We start from the raw sequence: 16492 nt of genomic DNA on the forward strand, positions 1-16492 counted from the left end.
TCCTCCCTCCTAATCGTCATTATTATCTTTGATACGCAATACCAGAAGCCCGGCCGCCGCTGTGATGAGGAACAGGATCACTCCATATGCCGAGGACATTCCATATAGTTTCTTTCCGAATTCCTTAAATACCAGGGTATTAATCAATTCTGTAGCTCCGCTGGGGCCACCGCCCGTCAGCACAAATACGATGTCAAATGCTTTCAGGCCCTGGGAAAGAGCCAGCAGCAGGTTAATGATCAGGGACGGTATCATTCTCGGCAGCGTGATAGAAAAAAGCTGCTGACGTTTGTTTGCCCCGTCTACCGAAGCCGCTTCATAGTAACTCTTGTCGATCAGCTGCAGACCAGCCAGATAAATGACCATATTAAAGCCTACCTGCCTCCAGATTTCCACGAACATGGCCGTACCAAGCGCCGTATCCTTGGATGTCAGCCAAGCACGGGTCAGGTTCTCAAGTCCCAGTGAAGAAAGCAGTTGATTCGCAAATCCGGCCTTCATGAATATAGAACCGAATATCAGACCGATGATCAGCGGGGACAGCATAGCCGGGAGAAAAAAAATCGCCCGCAGGATATTCTTTGTCTTGAGTCCTTCATTGAACGCCAGGGCCAGCAGGAATCCGATCACATTTTTGAAAATAGTGGTAACCCCCGCGAAAACCAGGGTTCTTAAGATGACGGAAGCCAGTTCTTTGTTCTGGAAGATCTTTATGTAATTGTCCAGACCGATGAATCTCGCAGTTTCATGAGTCATCTTGATCGCATTCCAGTTCGTGAATGAATAGACAAAATTCAGGATAACAGGAACCATAAACAACAAAGTATAAAGAAAGACGGCGGGAAGAGTAAAATAACGTTTATAGATTTTTTTATTATACACTTATTGCTCCTTTCATTAAATTGGAGTGGAACAATGTGTTCCACTCCAATCATTTTTACTCAGCCGTGTCAAACATCGTCGCTCTGTAATTATCGGCATTTTCAATAAACTGATCCGCTGTAACACTACCGTCCGCAAATCCCTGCAAATATTTATACATATCGGGATCCCAGTACAATATAGTCTTCATACCCATGACAACCGGTTCCCCTTTGGATCTCTCCATAATTTCTGTCGTAGCAGTGGTAGGTTTTACGCTTTCCACATCCTTAAATGCGGAAGTAACCAAATCCGTGCGCGCGGCATAGTAGGTTTCCAGGTTCTCTTTCTTTGCCAGGAAGTTTAACAATTCTTTGCATTCATCGATCGCTTTACTGTTTTTATTGATAAATTTGGAGACTCCCCCACCATTGCTGACTGCTGTCTGGTTGTCCAGAAGCGGTACCGGGAACATACCGAACTCATCGGTTGCTCCATTGGCTGCCAATTCAGCTGCATAGGAAGAATATGTAAACATCATGACCGTTTCCTGCTCCTGAAGGGAAGTATAGCTGCCGAACCAGTCCTCTGCCTGTCCGTCATTGGTATAATACTTCGGATTGTTGCCATCTTTCGCAGACAGAAGCTGTGAGAGCTGTTCCAGCCCCGTTTTCAGGCATGTGATATCCGCGAGTTTATTATCTTTGCTTTGATTCAGGTATTCCACAAAGTCCGGTTTCTCAGCAGCCATACACGGGGTCATCCCGTATACCCAGGACTGTGTATGCCATGTCCCGTTGATTCCTTCGTACAGCGGCGTTTTGCCCAGTCCCTTGATCTGATCGCACAGTGCCATAAAATCATCCCATGTAGTCGGAACCTCCAGATTGTTCTCTTCAAAGAAGGTCTTATTGTAAAGAATACCTTCATAGTCAATCCCCCAGGTACTAAATCCGATCACTTTGCCATCGTAGCTGTTGGCATCCACTGCCCATTTTTCCAGATCGGCTACCCACTGCTCGCCGCTCAAATCAACCGCCACATCCGGTATACCGCCGGATTCCATCTCCGAGCCCGCAGGATACATGAACATATCAACTGCGTCACTTCCACCGGAAAGCGTGGTTCCAAGAAGAGTTTTGTATTCATTGTCCGGTGTCAGGGATACTTTTACTTTGATACCGGTCTCTTTTTCAAACGCATCAAACAGTTCGTTGTCCACATCCTTGATCCAGTTCTGGGAAGCCATCAGCGTGATCTCTTTTTTCTCTTTTGAGTCGGAATCACCGGCTTCCTGATCTGCGGCATCATCCGCCGCAGGGGTCGCGCTTGCGTCTGCAGTTCCGCCTCCGGATCCTTCTGCTGTGCTTTCTGCCGCTTTGTCTCCGCATCCTGCCAGCATAGACATAGTCATTCCCGCCACTAAGATTGCGGACAGGACTTTCGTTGTTGATTTTCTCATATAACTGCCTCCTTTTATCTTTTCTGAATCATCATTTTTCTGATGATCCTAATTTACCACAACGCTTATCCTTTTAAAACTAACAGACCTGACTTCCCGGTGTGCACTTTTTTTACCATATGTGCCCTTCAGCACTTAAAAGAGCTTATTGCTTCCTGATACACAAAAACCCCCGGCAGAGACTGCCGGGGGAAATATCCTGTTTATTTTATAACTGAGGTCCGGCAGCAACTAAAGCTTTACCTGCCTCATTATCCTCATATTTCGCAAAGTTCTTCACGAAGCGCTGTGCGAGATCTTTTGCCTTAGCTTCCCATTCAGAAGCATCCGCGTAAGTGTCGCGGGGATCCAGGATCTTGGGATCTACGCCGGGAAGCTCTGTGGGAACTTCAAAGTTGAAGTACGGCATCTTCTTGGTCGGTGCCTTTGCGATAGAACCATCGAGAATCGCATCGATGATACCGCGGGTGTCACGGATAGAGATACGTTTTCCGGTGCCATTCCATCCTGTATTCACAAGATATGCCTTCGCACCGCTCTCCTGCATTTTCTTAACCAGCTCCTCTGCATACTTGGTCGGATGCAGCTCCAGGAATGCCTGGCCGAAGCAGGCTGAGAATGTAGGCGTAGGCTCTGTGATACCACGCTCGGTTCCGGCAAGTTTTGCTGTAAATCCGGACAGGAAATAATACTGTGTCTGCTCCGGAGTCAGGATCGATACCGGAGGAAGAACACCAAAGGCGTCTGCAGACAGGAAGATAACATCCTTTGCAGCAGGAGCAGCGGAAACCGGGCGTACGATCTTCTCGATATGATCAAGAGGATAAGATACACGGGTATTTTCCGTCACACTCTTGTCGTCGAAATCAATCTTGCCGTCAGCATCCAGCGTAACATTCTCAAGAAGAGCATTGCGCTTGATCGCATTGTAGATATCCGGCTCGGATTCTTTATCCAGGTTGATTACTTTGGCATAGCATCCGCCTTCGAAGTTGAATACGCCATTGTCGTCCCAGCCGTGCTCATCGTCTCCGATCAGCAGACGCTTCGGATCGGTTGACAGCGTGGTCTTGCCTGTTCCGGAGAGACCGAAGAAAATAGCAGTATTTTCGCCGTTCATATCCGTGTTGGCAGAACAATGCATGGAAGCAATTCCCTTCAGCGGCAGATAGTAGTTCATCATAGAGAACATACCTTTCTTCATCTCTCCGCCGTACCATGTATTGACAATAACCTGCTCGCGGCTGGTAATGTTGAACATTGCCGCCGTCTCAGAATTCAGGCCCAATTCTTTGTAATTTTCCACTTTTGCCTTGGAAGCATTGTATACAACGAAATCCGGCTTAAAGTCCTTCAGCTCCTCAGCGGTGGGCTGGATGAACATGTTAGTAACGAAATGAGCCTGCCATGCCACTTCAACGATGAAACGGATCGCCATACGGGTATCTTTATTGGCTCCGCAGAATGCATCCACAACGAAAAGCCTCTTGTTGGAGAGCTCTTCCAGAGCAATTTTCTTCACGGTATCCCAAGCTTCCTGGCTGGCCGGATGATTATCATTCTTATACTCATCAGAAGTCCACCATACCGTGTCTTTGGAATTTTCATCCATGACAATAAACTTATCTTTGGGGGAACGGCCTGTATAAATACCGGTCATAACATTCACCGCACCGAGTTCACTTACTTGTCCTTTTTCAAAGCCTTCCAGGTCCGGTCTGGTCTCTTCTTCGAACAAAGTATCAAAAGAAGGATTGTACACAATTTCTTTGGTTCCTTTAATGCCATACTGGCTCAAATCGATGTTTGCCATAACACTTAACCTCTCTTTTCTGTATTGTATTGTTTAATAGTAACCATTTTAACACTTAACCCGCCGGATACAAGTCACAACTTATAACCAAATTCTATTATACAATATTAAACCAAAAAGTCTATATAATTTTTTCATTTTTATCGCTATGGGCACGAAGCACCGGTTAAGCGAATCCGTTAAGAACCGGCATAGATATTGTAATAACTCCTCTTTAGCTTGACATTTGTCATGCAATATGATACGGTACAAAAAAGAACGACTACTGTCGTGCAGCGGAGGGAACGAATGGCAAACGAAACCAATACACTTGGAAAAAGCGAATGGCACATTATGGAAAAGCTCTGGGAGAAAGCTCCCCGCACCTATGTACAGCTCTGCCATGAATTAAAAGAAAATCCCGGCTGGAGCCGCAGTACCGTCCAGACCATGCTGGAACGCATGACGGACAAAGGAATTCTGCGCTATGAAGTGGTCGGACGGGCAAAGCAATATTATCCCAACGTTGCGCGGGATGATGTGGCGGTCGCCGAGACCCGCTCTTTGCTGGACCGGGCCTTTGAAGGCTCCGCCAGCCTGATGATGAGCACCCTGGTACGCAAAAACCAGCTTACCAAAGAGGAAATCGATGAGCTGTATGCTATTTTAGAACAGGCGGAGGTGGAATCATGATAGAAACCATCATCACCTCATCCGTTCTGATCCTGATTATTATCGCGCTTCGGTATCTGCTCCGGGGTCACATATCCTCACAGCTGCAATATACTCTGTGGATGCTGGCGGCCATCCGTCTGCTTCTGCCGTTTCCCCTGTTTGAAAATCCTGTCAGTGTGATGAATATCCTACCGGATACGCAGACGTTCGTACCGGCAGACATGCAGCAGGCGGGCGGCTCTCCCCCAGCGGAGGGGGCTTTGACGGGAAATCATACCCCTGTTGTCCAAAACAGCAGATCCGCAGCAGGTCCTGCGGCAAACACAACGCCTATCGTCTGGACCGCACGGTATATCTGGCTTTGCGGCATGCTGCTGACCGGTGTATTTTTTGCAGCATCCAACGCCCGTCTGGGCCGAAAACTGAAGCAGAACAGGAGGCAGATCCAAGTACCCGGTTCTCCTCTTCCGGTTTATCTGACAGAACACCTGCCCTCCCCCTGCCTGTATGGAATCCCAAAGCCTGCCGTCTACCTGACACCGGACAGCCTGGCCGATGAAAAGCGCACCGCGTTTGTTCTGGCACATGAACTGACCCATTACAGGCACAGGGATTATCTGTGGGCTCTTATCCGCATTTTCTGTCTGTGCATCCACTGGTTCAATCCGCTGGTATGGCTTGCCGCTGTATTATCCCGCAGAGACAGCGAGCTGGCCTGTGACGAGGGAACTCTGGGGAAGCTGGGCAGCGAAAACCGAGTGGAGTATGGCAGGATGATCATCGAAATGTCCACCGCTCCCGCAAAGCCCTCTCAGCTCTTCTGCTGCGCAACCACCATGACCGGCGGCAAGAAAGAAATGACTGAGCGGATCAGGTGCATCGCCAGGCAGCCGAAAACTCTGCTGATCTCACTGGCTGCTGTTGTGATCGTGACTGTGACAGCGGTTGCCATAACTTTCGGAAGTGCAGCAAATAGAAGTGAATCCAAACCGGAGGAGGCACAGGTCCTGAATCCGCAGGAACTATGGAATGCGCGGACCGCCTATGTTGGCGACAACGCCGCAGAAATGCCGCAGTACCGAATAGCAAAGCTGGAAAATGGAAAGGTGCTATCAGAAGTTCCATTGGAAGACGGCGGGTTAGCGAATGCCATCATCATGGATGTTATGGTAAAATCCGCCGCATGGGAGGGCAGTGATATCTCTGCGCTGTCCGAATGCTATCAGATACGCCAGACATTCCCGAATGCGAATGAGATTCATGACTACTATGCCTATCTGCCGGAAGACGGCAGAGCTGTCCTTCAGTCAGGTACAGACGGATTCTGCTCTGTGCTGTCCCAGGAGCTTTATTCAGAACTGCTTGTATTATGGGATAATCTTACCGGGGACCCCTGGCTGGCAAACAGTTATACCGAAGGTGTTCCGCGGCCTGATTTTGACCACCTGCTCTGGATGACACCAGATGATGAGAAAGGATACTGTGCCGTCTGCTATCAGGATGTCAGCCGGGAACAGATGGAAGCCTACCTCCAGACACTGGCGGCTGACGGCTGGCAGACACTCCGGGATTTTTATGAGGATACCACGGTCGGTGGCCTATATGAAAAAGGCAGCCGCATGATCAGTATCCAGTTTGCCGGTCAGCAGGTGGTCTTATACTTCTCTTCAGAGGGGGCTTAATCCTTAGTATTCTACTTTCGTAAACACCACGAAAATACCCCGAAGCCGGGTACCGGCGGACAGGTTAATTTCCACCAGTTTCAGACTTCAGGGTATTTATTTACTGGTCCAGAACCACAGACGGTATCTTAAGCATCACCGCGATCTTCTCGAAGAGGGAAGCATTATGTCCCACGCTCATGGCGAAGTGATGTGTGGGTGCCTGTGCAAACCATTCGTCCATGTAGGCATCCGGATCTTTTTTGAATCTCACCGGAGTCTGTGTGTTTCCGATCGTCATAATGGTACCGTTGGTCGCTTCGGCTTCTGTGATGATAAATTTAAGCCTTCCGTCTATGTTCTGGGTACAGCCCAGATTGGTGATAGCTCCGGCTTTTACTTTCGCCTCTACGGAGACCCCGGTCCCCTGTTTCCCGTGATACAGTCCCATGCCGCGCAGGATGGGCTTGCCGTTTGCGATAGCCAGATGGAATGGGCCGTCATGGCCCAGAAGGATCGTACCGTCCTCATAGTCGGTGACGACGATCTCGCAGTAACTTCCGCCTCTGTTTACGATATCACAGATTTTCATGGCAAGGCAGGTCTTTAAGTCTCCTTCCCCGGCACAGGGAATTCCTTTTGCGGTGAGCAGGGAATGGCCTACGATAAAGCCGCCCTGTATTTTTTCATAGTATCCGCCAGGTGCTCCGTGATAGTAGTAAGTCAAAGCGTCCAAATCATATTCTTTTACCAGTTTTTCCTGGGCAACTGCCACTTTCGCAGACCATTCCAATTGTTCCGGAGTAGGTTTTTTGGCCAGCGGATCCGAAGGGGAGTCTTCGCTGATGATAAAAAATTCAGTGATTTCCTTTTTCTTCGCTTCCACTTCCTCCTCTGTTACAGTATCCAGCATGCGGTTCAGATCGCACATCTCCAGCACTTCCAGATGGGCTCCCGTCTGTCCCTGGAACATGGTAAAGTCACTGTACATATCCAGCATCCCGTTGAAGGTGTTGCCGAGAAAACCGAATCTGGCATTGGACAGCCCGCTTTTCACGCTGGCGGCCAAAACCCACTCTTCTATCTGTTTCCAGGCCCGGACCGCTTCCGGTCGGGAGGCCGTGTTCTCATCCGTCATGGAGATCTCAGGCGTATAATCAAGTCCCAACAGGCCATTGATGATGTGGCATTCTATGCCGGACCGGTTGAATGCGTTGGTCATCTCAGGTACCGGACATGCCCCGCAGTGGGCCAGCCACTCGCCGGTCGTAGTCCGGGCATAGTTGATTCTGGCTGTGGGCTGAAGATTCAGGATGACGACCGGGGCTTTGCAGACCTGATGAACCGGCAGAACCGAGGCGCTGTTTACATAGGTACCTGCATGGGCAAAGATCAGATCCACATTGTTGGCGTTAAAATATTTTCCCGCCTCCTCTCCTCGTTCGGAACAGTCCACCAAACCGTATAAGAATACCTGTGCATTGCCTATTTCCCGGACTTTTCCGGCAATAAATTCTGCATACTCAATCACTCGTTCGCGCAATCCGGGGAATTGATCCCAGTAGGGCTTTAATCCCATTGTATAAATACCGATCCTAGCCGGTTTTGTTTGTTTTAATTTTTCCATGTTTTCCTCCAGTAGCGCATTTACTGCGCATTAAATTCAGGTACACCGTTTACTTCTGCAAACCAAATGAATACCGTTACTTATTCTATTACGGACAAATCACTTCCAGCTCAAGTCCCAGAACTACTGCCGTTTTCCGGATCATATCCATCCAGCTGCCCACAGCCATTGAACTGTGATGGGAGGGCCCAGCCATACACCATCTGTCCATAAAGTCCCTCACGGGAATCGGAAAGCGCACCCGGGTATTCGTATCCCCGAGCGCCAGGATATCTCCCGGAACACTCTCTCCCTCTGCCGCGATCAGACGGTAATTGCCTTCCCCATCCTCACTCAGCGCCAGCAGGGTCACCGGACCCTTTTTGACCAGGAACTGGGTAAGATAGCCTTTTCCGGATTTCCCGTGGAACACTTCGGACTCTCTTAACACCGGCTTTTCATCTGACAGCGCGAAATCGCTGGAACCACTGTGACCGATCAGACAAGTGTCATTCTCAAGATCCATGGAATACAACTCAGCGGTGGCGCAGCATCCCGCCAGCACTTTGGTGATCAGCATGGCGATGGTGGTCTTAATATCCCCCTCCACACAGCACGGAATACCCAGGGCAATGAGGGCGGAAAATACAATGTTCATCGGCCCGATAATCTCCTTATATTCTCCTTGCGTCTCACCCGCATAGTGGAACGCCACCGCGTCCAGATTCTGTTCCCTGATCAGTGAAACCATGGCGGCGGTCACTTTGCAGAGATCCTCGAATTCCCGGGCATTCTGAGACACTGTGAGCGCGAAATGGTCCTTGATAAATTGGCGGCACTCCTCCAACAGCTCAACGGTTACCTCCCCCATGGCATTTTTTATCTGATACAGCTCCAGAAATTCGGTGTAGATCCCGAATTGATTATATATTTTTGTCTCATCTACATACAGGTCCATCATCCCGTTAAACGGATGACCGATCATCCCGATCCGGCCTCTTTTCAGCCTGGCCGCCACGGCCGCCGCCCGGCACCAGGCGTCTATCTCACTTATCACATGAGGATCAGCCGAGATCGCGCCTGTGACTACCCCGTATGATGCGTTTTTCTTTTTCAGCACCGCGGTGACTTCCGGTGCTCCCGCGCAGGAGAGAGTCCCGAGCCAGCCGCCGATGGTGTCAATCTTTGAACAGTCCAAAGAACTTTCCGGCTGAAGATTTAATACAACAACGGGAGCAGACAAGCCACGGATGACCGGAAGCACATTCGATGAGGGGGAGTAGGTGGCGCAATAGCAGAATACCAGATCCACCTCCGCCTCCACAAATGCGCGGTTGGCTTCAGCCGCCGCAGCATAGTGATCCACCAGACCGCCGTCAGTTACATGTATGTCCTCCGGCAGCAGTCCCTTTATTTTTCCATAGTGATCCATTACCGCTTCACGCAATCCCTGAAACTGTTCCCAATAGGTATTCAGTCCTATACAAAAAATCCCGATTCCCGCATTTGGTTTTTTGATATGTAGTCCCATAGAAACCTCTCCTTACCCAATCCGATTATTTTAACTTTTTCTTTATCAGGCTGTCTAAAAGTACGGCTCCAACCAGAATTACTCCTTTAAATACGGTCTGGTAGAAAGTCCCCACCCCCAGCAGATTCAGCCCGTTGGACAGAAAGCCGACGATCAGGGCACCGATGGCCATACCGATCACCGAACCGGAACCGCCGGCTACACTGGTGCCTCCAAGCACGATGGCCACGATGCAGTCAAATTCAAAGCCGTTCCCCACATTGGGATCACCTGCCCCGAGACGGGAAGCCATGATCACACCGGAGAGCCCCGCCATGGTACCAACCAGGGTATAGATGGAGAGAACCAGCCGGTTGCTCTTTATTCCCGATAACGTGGCAGCATTTTTATTTCCCCCGATCGCAAACGCGTATTTGCCGAATACCGTTTTACTCTCCAGAAAGAAAAAGACCAGAAGCACCAGAACCGCAATGATGACCGCGATTGGAATCGTACCGATCATTTTCCGGCCGATAGAGTCAAAGCCTCTGGGCAGTCCGGCATTGATGGACTTCCCATCGGTAACGATATAGCTAAGCCCTCTCGCCACATACATGCTTCCCAGGGTGGCGATTACATGGGTCACCTTCAGTTTAGTCACCAGGATACCGTTTAGGACACCGAAGGCGAATCCCACTCCGACGCCCAGAATCCCTGCCAGGAACAAGGGAATGTCATTCATGGCGCACACTGCAAACACCACACCCGAGAGCGCCAGCAGGCTTCCGACGGAAAGATCCATATGCCCCGTAATCATCAGCATGGTGGCCGCCGATCCTGTTATAATGACGAAGGTAACCTGCCGCAGCACATTCATCATATTGTTATAGGTTAAAAACTCCGGCGCCAATAGGGATAACACCACGACCAGTACGATCAGTATGGACAGGGTGATCAATTGGGTCAGCGTGGATTTACTTATATTTTTACTCATCATATTTATCAAGCCCTCCTGTAGAGATCTGCATTATTTTTTCGGAATCCGGCTGTTTTTTTACACTGTTTTGGACCACGGCGCGGATCTTCCCTTCATACAGAAGGATGATTTTGTCGCAGAGAGCCAGAATCTCGGGCAGTTCCGAGGAAAATACGATGCAGGCGTTTCCTTTTGCCGCCAGTTCCCGGATAATATGGAAAATTTCGTCCTTTGCTCCCACATCCACTCCCCGGGAGGGTTCATCCAACAGCAGGACCTTCGCATCCGCGTTCAGGCATTTGGCCAGCACCACCTTCTGCTGGTTTCCGCCGCTTAGCAAAGATACGCTTTTTTCTTCGCTGCTGGTGGCGATCCGCAGATCTTTGATATATTGAACTGCCATTTCCCTTTGTTTTCTCTTATTGTAAACATTCCATCTGGATATCTTTTTGTAATTCATGACCGGGATATTATCTTTGACGGAAAGCTCCAGGAAGAGCCCCTGTGTTCTACGTTCCTCCGGGACCATAGCGATTCCCTGACGGATCGCGTCCCTGGGGTCCCGGACATGTACTTCTCTTCCGTCGACCCTTATGGTACCCTCAAAGGGATCGGCTCCGAACAGCGCCCTGGCCACCTCCGTCTTACCGGCACCCACCAGACCGTAGAATCCCACGATCTCTCCCTTTAGCGCTTCAAAGCTGATATCATGCAGCTTATCATTGGTGAGATTCTCTACTTCCAGCACTTTTTTGTCCGGATCTATGACGCTTGGCACATAAGTCTGGATAACGAGTTTGCCCAGCATGAGCTGGATCAGCTCTTCCTGTCCGTGAATCTTTGATGCCTGCTTGGTGGCTATCGTCTTTCCATCCCGCAGCACCGTGACATAATCCCCGATTTCCATGATCTCATCCAGCCTGTGCGAGATATAGATTACGGTCACTTTCTGTTCTCTTAATTTATGTATGATGGTAAATAATTTCCGTACCTCTTCTTCCGACAATGCGGCCGTCGGCTCATCCATAATCAGAATGCTGGCATTGGCAGCCACTGCCTTGGCGATCTCTACAATCTGCTTTTTCGCCATACTGAGTTTTTCCACTTTTTCCTTTAGCTGGATACTGGGATCAATCTCATTCAGAACCTCATAGGCCCGCTGCGACTTGCCGGAGTGTCTGATCACGCCGAAACGGGTATCTTCCGCTCCCAGTGTCAGATTTTCTTCCACCGTCAGCTCATCCACCACATTCAGTTCCTGATACAGCACACTGATTCCCGCACGCATGGCCTCTTTGATACTCTTTGGGTGATACTCCTGACCATGAAGGAGCATGGATCCCCTGGTCTTCTCGATCGCTCCGGTCAGGATCTTGATGAGTGTCGATTTCCCGGCCCCGTTTTCTCCTATAATGCAGTGAACCACATTGGCCGGAATATCAAAGCTGACATCATCCAGCGCTTTCACTCCCGGATATTCTTTGGAAATGTTCCGGATCGACAATATCGGCTGTTCCATTTCAAAGCTCCACCTTTCTTCGGAAATAGAAAGGCAGGGAATGCTGTATGTATTCCTGTATATGGCATTCCCTGCCTCATACTGTTATTCCAGTCCCAGTTCCTGTTTCAGATCCATCTCAGAAAAATATTCATCTACCAGGAATTTCTGGAATTCATCGATCGGGGTGCTCCAGTAATCCAGAACAACGTCCGTCACTTCCACTTCATAATCCGATTTTGCATCAATCTCACCGTTCATCAACTGAATAGCGGTATCGATCTGGGTTTTCGCGTTATTCTTCGGAGACAGAGCCATAGTCAGCTTCAGTGAGGAATTAGGGTCATAGATTTTTATGGCTTCCTGCTCACTTCCGTCTGTTCCCACGAACAGCTCTGTCTTTGGAATACCGTCTTCTGCCTGTCCTCTGCCCGCCGCCTCAAATGCAGCCAGAGCGCCCAGCACGGAATTCGCATTGATACCGTAGACCATATTTACCTCGGGATGGGATTGAAGGATATCTTCCCCGCAAGCCATCGACTTATCTCTTGAGGACTCTCCGTCCAGCATAACTGCCACTTCCGCATCCGCAGCCACACTCTGGACTCCCTCTACAAAGGCCAGTGCTCTCTCTTCATGCACCTGCTGAGAGGAAGGGATATCGATAATAGCCATCACGATCTTTTTATCCGGATACCACTCCATCCACTTTTTCGCAGCGGCCGCTCCCAGTTCTTTGGTAGCCGGTGCTTCATACAGGCGGATATGGGGATTTGCCGTAGTCTCAGCCTTATTTACAAAAGTCGCCAGCGGTACATCTGCGTTCTGGGCTTCCTGCACCAGCGCCTCCGCGTTCGCTACATCGGCAGGCTGACAGATGATCGCCTTTGTGTTTTTTGAGATCAGATCCTGTACGGAATTCAGCATAATCGATGAATCCACTTTCCCGTCGATGATAATTGTTTCGTAACCGGCTTCCTCGGCATATTTTTCAAACCATGCGCATTCCGCCTGATGGTATGCCTCATTCATATTGTAAGATACTTTTCCGATGATTGCCTTCCCGTCCTTACTTCCAGATCCTTCATCCGGCTTCGCGGCATCTGTTTTTGCCGTGTCGGCGGCCTGCGCGTTCCCTGACTGTGCCGCACCGGCATCGCCGCCGGCCGGTGTCTCTTCTTTACTCTGACACCCGGCAGACATCACCATAATTGTAGTCACTGCCAAACATACAGATAACCATCTTTTTATACTATTACTTTTCATTTTTCCCTCCTGATACCTTCCAGTTTTTTACACGCCCAACGTTGTTTTGTGTGATTTAAATATAACATCTGCCGACAGGGGCAACAATGCGGTAAAATTTAGAAAAAGTATGATATCTTAATTTCTACTCCGATTATTTATAAATTCAGGCAGAGTTTTCGTAAAACGGATTGGGTTTTTATTGGTTTTTTCCTCCGGGGCGGTCCCTATAACCGGACTGCCCAATATCGGCTGGTCTCCGTGGTATTTTGGGAAATCTGGGATACTTATAAGATATCCGGATACATATTTTCTTCAGAGAAAAATTCAAGAAACAGAGTTTATGAGAATAGAAGTGATAAAAAGTATTTGGCGACATGCCGGATTCATCCGGGGTTTTGGAAAATATCTGGCCTCCATTGGGAGCGTAAAAATATGGCTGCTTTGCGAAGGCTTTTCCTTTGCTACCTATATGGCATTGCTGTCTCTGTAATTTTTAAGAATATTTTAAAAGTAACGGAGAGAAATCAATCGTTATTTTAAAAATTTGATGTTCTATTTCAATATTTGGTTCATTGCAATTCATACGCAAAAGTAATTTTTTTACAATGTATAGTCCTTGCCCTGATGTTCCCTTAGTTCTCGAAGTATCTCCTACATAAAAACGTTCCAGTAATTTTGATGGTTCCTCTATTGGAATTTCCTTAATAGGATTTTTTACACAAAACAAAAGGCGGTTTTCGCTATATGATAGTTGAACGTTAACATTTTCCGCAGTAGAGGTTACTGCATTAAATACTAGGTTTTGTATGATACGAATACAAGCCATCCTGTCTGTAAAAATATGAATATCTTTTTTTGGAATATCAATTTCTGGTTCGATTTTTTTCGTGTTAAAAACAGAATAATTATCAAGTAACGTTTCAGTCAGTAAAGAGCATATCTCGATATCTTCATCATGAAACGGATATTGTCCTGCGTCCAAAAGGGAAACATTGTAAAAATCGTCTATGAGATGTTCCAGTCTTAATGCTTTTTCTGATAATGTATTCATATAGGATTCTCTTTTATCTGCGGGTGCATTTTGCATGAGTTGTAAATATCCACGGATAGAAGTCAGAGGAGTTCGTAAATCATGGGATAAGCAAGAAATATTTTCTTTTAATTCCTGTTCTCTGTTCTGAATTTTCACAAAGCGTATATCATTTTTCAATATAATACGATTTATGGTTTCAACCAAATTTTCCAAACTCTTATCTGACAAAGATACAGTTACAGTTTTTTTTGTTTTTCCATCCAGAATGTCATTGAGTTGGACGATTACTTTGTGTATTTGTATTTTCCAGTTAATAAATGCAGTCGTAAGAACGATTACAAGTATCATCAATATAAGAAATAGTATCGCCCACTTCATGCCAAACTCCTTTATTTGATTTCTTTTTTGTTCATAACAAAACTACCAATAATTAAAAGCAGGATACATCCGCCAATATAGAACGGAAGATTTTCAACAATACCCATTGTACGGCAGGAACTGAAATTCATCCAGTAAAACATAGGATTTCCATATATAAAAATCTTCATAGGGATTGCTGCTTTTTCCATTTCACTCCAAATCATTAAATAGACGGATGCTCCACTAAAAACATATAAAAAACAAATTCCAGTTACAATTCCTGTGTTTGGTATCAGAACACAAAAAAATATAGTGATACATTCCAATGCAATCAATACCATTCCACATAAGGACGTCCAACCCAAAAGTTTTATTAGTTCATGCGTATTAAGGAAATAACCGGATAGCATTGTTTCGACAATAGTAAATACAGCTACAAAAGCAAAATATGTAAGGAATGATATCACAAAAATAGTAATTGCCTTTGTATAATATAGAATACTTCGTTTCATTCCGTATGCAACAGAAAGTTTGATTGTTCCCTGGCTATATTCTTTTGTGAAAAATAGCGCTGTAAATAATACACCTATCATCCAGAAAAAAGCCGTATATGCAAGTGCAGAACGGGCAACAGATATAAACGTTGGTGTTTCTTCTGATAAATAGCATTTAGCTTGAAAACCGATAGAATTTGTAATTCCATCACCAGCTCCAAAAAATGTCATATTACCAAACGCAAAAGAAGCTAAAATAATCGAAATACAAACACCCAAAATTATAAAAGGCATTTTCGAATGATGAAATTTGTACCATTCGGCTTTATATTGATTACGCATGTTCTACACCTCCAATCAAATTTGTATAATAGGTTTCAAGATCATCACCTGCATTCGCCATTTGATAAATTACAATATTGTTATCATTTAACAAAGTTGAAAGCTCTCCTATGCACCCCATATCATATAAACGAATACTCTTATCAGGCATTACTGTAAAATTAGAAGTATGCAATTTATTTTCTAATATAACAACAGTAGCAGGGACATTATCAACCTGTAACAATAAGTGTCTTTTACAACGCTCATCCAATTCTGCTGCAGTTATTTCTTGCAGTATTCTTCCATTATGCAAAATACCATATCGGTTCGCTAATTGATGTAACTCAGTAAGAATATGGCTTGAGATTAAGATAGTGATACCATAATCTTTATTTAATTTTTGTAACAAGTTACGAAATTCTACAATACCAATAGGATCGAGGCCGTTAACAGGTTCATCAAGTACAAGAAATTCGGGTTTACCAAGCAAAGCAATCGCAAGGGCAAGCCGCTGACGCATACCCAAAGAAAAATCTTTTGCCTTTTTCTTCCCAGTATTTTTTAAATTGACTAAATCGAGGGCTTCCTCAATGCAGGTTTTCCCCGGTATTCCACGTTGCAGACGTTGCACCTGTAAATTCTCACGTGCTGTCATATCAGGATAGAGGGAGGGGCTTTCAATAATACAACCTATACGTGCTCTCTGTTTGGCAAGTTTCCGTCCGGTTTCTCCAAACAGACTTATTTCCCCGGATGTAGGTTCTGCCAGACCTGATAAGAGTCGGATTGTTGTTGTTTTTCCTGCACCATTCTCTCCAATAAATCCATAAATATCGCCTGGGAAAACAGACATGGACATTTGATTTAATACGTTTACATGGTGATACTCTTTTGTAATATTGATTGTTTCAAAAATAGTTTTGCTCATATACTTATAACTCCTTTCCTGTCACTTAGTATCGCAGGAAAAACTCTAAAAAGTCTAAAGCAAA

14 protein-coding genes are annotated in these 16492 nt (G+C 46.7%); 3 read left to right on the top strand and 11 right to left on the bottom strand.

The genetic code is table 11. The features are described from left to right. Positions 1–9: 9 nt before the first annotated feature. From ABC831_RS04995 to pckA, 3 genes are all read right to left on the bottom strand, one after another. Complete coding sequence (locus ABC831_RS04995) at positions 10–882, bottom strand: carbohydrate ABC transporter permease (RefSeq protein WP_343247146.1); 873 nt, start codon at positions 880–882, stop codon at positions 10–12. 55 nt (positions 883–937) lie between these two features. Further along, positions 938–2323 carry an ABC transporter substrate-binding protein gene (locus ABC831_RS05000; protein WP_343247147.1) on the bottom strand — a complete coding sequence of 462 codons (1386 nt, stop codon included), beginning with the start codon at positions 2321–2323 and terminating at the stop codon, positions 938–940. A 208-nt stretch (positions 2324–2531) separates the two neighbouring features. After that, positions 2532–4136: a phosphoenolpyruvate carboxykinase (ATP) gene (pckA, locus tag ABC831_RS05005; protein ID WP_343247148.1), complete on the bottom strand. Its 1605-nt coding sequence runs from the start codon at positions 4134–4136 to the stop codon at positions 2532–2534. A gap of 288 nt (positions 4137–4424) precedes the next feature. On the opposite strand from pckA, the gene ABC831_RS05010 reads away from it, so the two are divergent. After that, positions 4425–4808 (top strand): BlaI/MecI/CopY family transcriptional regulator, encoded by a 384-nt coding sequence (locus tag ABC831_RS05010; protein ID WP_343247149.1) that lies wholly within the window; start codon positions 4425–4427, stop codon positions 4806–4808. Further along, positions 4805–6472, top strand: coding sequence for a M56 family metallopeptidase (locus ABC831_RS05015; RefSeq protein ID WP_343247150.1), 1668 nt, complete (start codon positions 4805–4807; stop codon positions 6470–6472). Before ABC831_RS05010 ends, ABC831_RS05015 begins: the two co-directional genes overlap by 4 nt. A gap of 100 nt (positions 6473–6572) precedes the next feature. Here the strand turns inward: ABC831_RS05015 and ABC831_RS05020 are convergent, their stop codons facing one another. From ABC831_RS05020 to ABC831_RS05040, 5 genes are all read right to left on the bottom strand, one after another. Continuing rightward, positions 6573–8078 carry an L-fucose/L-arabinose isomerase family protein gene (locus ABC831_RS05020; RefSeq protein WP_343247151.1) on the bottom strand — a complete coding sequence of 502 codons (1506 nt, stop codon included), beginning with the start codon at positions 8076–8078 and terminating at the stop codon, positions 6573–6575. A gap of 88 nt (positions 8079–8166) precedes the next feature. After that, a complete protein-coding gene (locus ABC831_RS05025) occupies positions 8167–9588 on the bottom strand; it encodes a hypothetical protein (RefSeq protein WP_343247152.1) in 1422 nt (473 codons plus the stop codon). A 25-nt stretch (positions 9589–9613) separates the two neighbouring features. Then, entirely contained in the window at positions 9614–10561 is a 948-nt protein-coding gene (locus ABC831_RS05030) for an ABC transporter permease (protein ID WP_343247153.1), read from the bottom strand. Continuing rightward, positions 10554–12062, bottom strand: coding sequence for a sugar ABC transporter ATP-binding protein (locus ABC831_RS05035; protein ID WP_343247154.1), 1509 nt, complete (start codon positions 12060–12062; stop codon positions 10554–10556). The genes ABC831_RS05030 and ABC831_RS05035 overlap by 8 nt, the downstream gene beginning before the upstream one ends. Positions 12063–12146: 84 nt before the next feature. After that, complete coding sequence (locus ABC831_RS05040) at positions 12147–13307, bottom strand: sugar ABC transporter substrate-binding protein (RefSeq protein WP_343247155.1); 1161 nt, start codon at positions 13305–13307, stop codon at positions 12147–12149. 322 nt (positions 13308–13629) lie between these two features. Between ABC831_RS05040 and ABC831_RS05045 the strand changes: the two genes are divergently transcribed. Further along, a complete protein-coding gene (locus tag ABC831_RS05045; protein WP_343247156.1) occupies positions 13630–13779 on the top strand; it encodes a hypothetical protein in 150 nt (49 codons plus the stop codon). Between the two features lie 3 nt (positions 13780–13782). Here ABC831_RS05045 and ABC831_RS05050 read toward each other — a convergent pair whose 3' ends face one another. From ABC831_RS05050 to ABC831_RS05060, 3 genes are read right to left on the bottom strand one after another with little or no spacing between them, the layout of a single operon-like run. Further along, positions 13783–14700, bottom strand: a complete 918-nt coding sequence (locus tag ABC831_RS05050) for a sensor histidine kinase (protein ID WP_343247157.1) — start codon at positions 14698–14700, stop codon at positions 13783–13785. Positions 14701–14711: 11 nt separating this feature from the next. Further along, complete coding sequence (locus ABC831_RS05055; RefSeq protein ID WP_343247158.1) at positions 14712–15518, bottom strand: ABC transporter permease; 807 nt, start codon at positions 15516–15518, stop codon at positions 14712–14714. Continuing rightward, positions 15511–16428 (bottom strand): ABC transporter ATP-binding protein, encoded by a 918-nt coding sequence (locus ABC831_RS05060; protein WP_343247159.1) that lies wholly within the window; start codon positions 16426–16428, stop codon positions 15511–15513. The genes ABC831_RS05055 and ABC831_RS05060 overlap by 8 nt, the downstream gene beginning before the upstream one ends. Positions 16429–16492 lie beyond the last annotated feature (64 nt).

Source organism: Diplocloster hominis (assembly GCF_032380655.1).
GTDB classification, from domain to species: Bacteria; Bacillota; Clostridia; order Lachnospirales; family Lachnospiraceae; genus Diplocloster; species Diplocloster hominis.

What these genes read in the sequence shown, in the direction of transcription:
- ABC831_RS05000 (WP_343247147.1), bottom strand. Translation starts at nt 2,323, where the DNA reads ATGAGAAAATCAACAACGAAAGTCCTGTCCGCAATCTTAGTGGCGGGA.
- pckA (WP_343247148.1), bottom strand. Translation starts at nt 4,136, where the DNA reads ATGGCAAACATCGATTTGAGCCAGTATGGCATTAAAGGAACCAAAGAA.
- ABC831_RS05010 (WP_343247149.1), top strand. Translation starts at nt 4,425, where the DNA reads ATGGCAAACGAAACCAATACACTTGGAAAAAGCGAATGGCACATTATG.
- ABC831_RS05015 (WP_343247150.1), top strand. Translation starts at nt 4,805, where the DNA reads ATGATAGAAACCATCATCACCTCATCCGTTCTGATCCTGATTATTATC.
- ABC831_RS05020 (WP_343247151.1), bottom strand. Translation starts at nt 8,078, where the DNA reads ATGGAAAAATTAAAACAAACAAAACCGGCTAGGATCGGTATTTATACA.
- ABC831_RS05025 (WP_343247152.1), bottom strand. Translation starts at nt 9,588, where the DNA reads ATGGGACTACATATCAAAAAACCAAATGCGGGAATCGGGATTTTTTGT.
- ABC831_RS05030 (WP_343247153.1), bottom strand. Translation starts at nt 10,561, where the DNA reads ATGAGTAAAAATATAAGTAAATCCACGCTGACCCAATTGATCACCCTG.
- ABC831_RS05035 (WP_343247154.1), bottom strand. Translation starts at nt 12,062, where the DNA reads ATGGAACAGCCGATATTGTCGATCCGGAACATTTCCAAAGAATATCCG.
- ABC831_RS05040 (WP_343247155.1), bottom strand. Translation starts at nt 13,307, where the DNA reads ATGAAAAGTAATAGTATAAAAAGATGGTTATCTGTATGTTTGGCAGTG.
- ABC831_RS05045 (WP_343247156.1), top strand. Translation starts at nt 13,630, where the DNA reads ATGAGAATAGAAGTGATAAAAAGTATTTGGCGACATGCCGGATTCATC.
- ABC831_RS05050 (WP_343247157.1), bottom strand. Translation starts at nt 14,700, where the DNA reads ATGAAGTGGGCGATACTATTTCTTATATTGATGATACTTGTAATCGTT.
- ABC831_RS05055 (WP_343247158.1), bottom strand. Translation starts at nt 15,518, where the DNA reads ATGCGTAATCAATATAAAGCCGAATGGTACAAATTTCATCATTCGAAA.
- ABC831_RS05060 (WP_343247159.1), bottom strand. Translation starts at nt 16,428, where the DNA reads ATGAGCAAAACTATTTTTGAAACAATCAATATTACAAAAGAGTATCAC.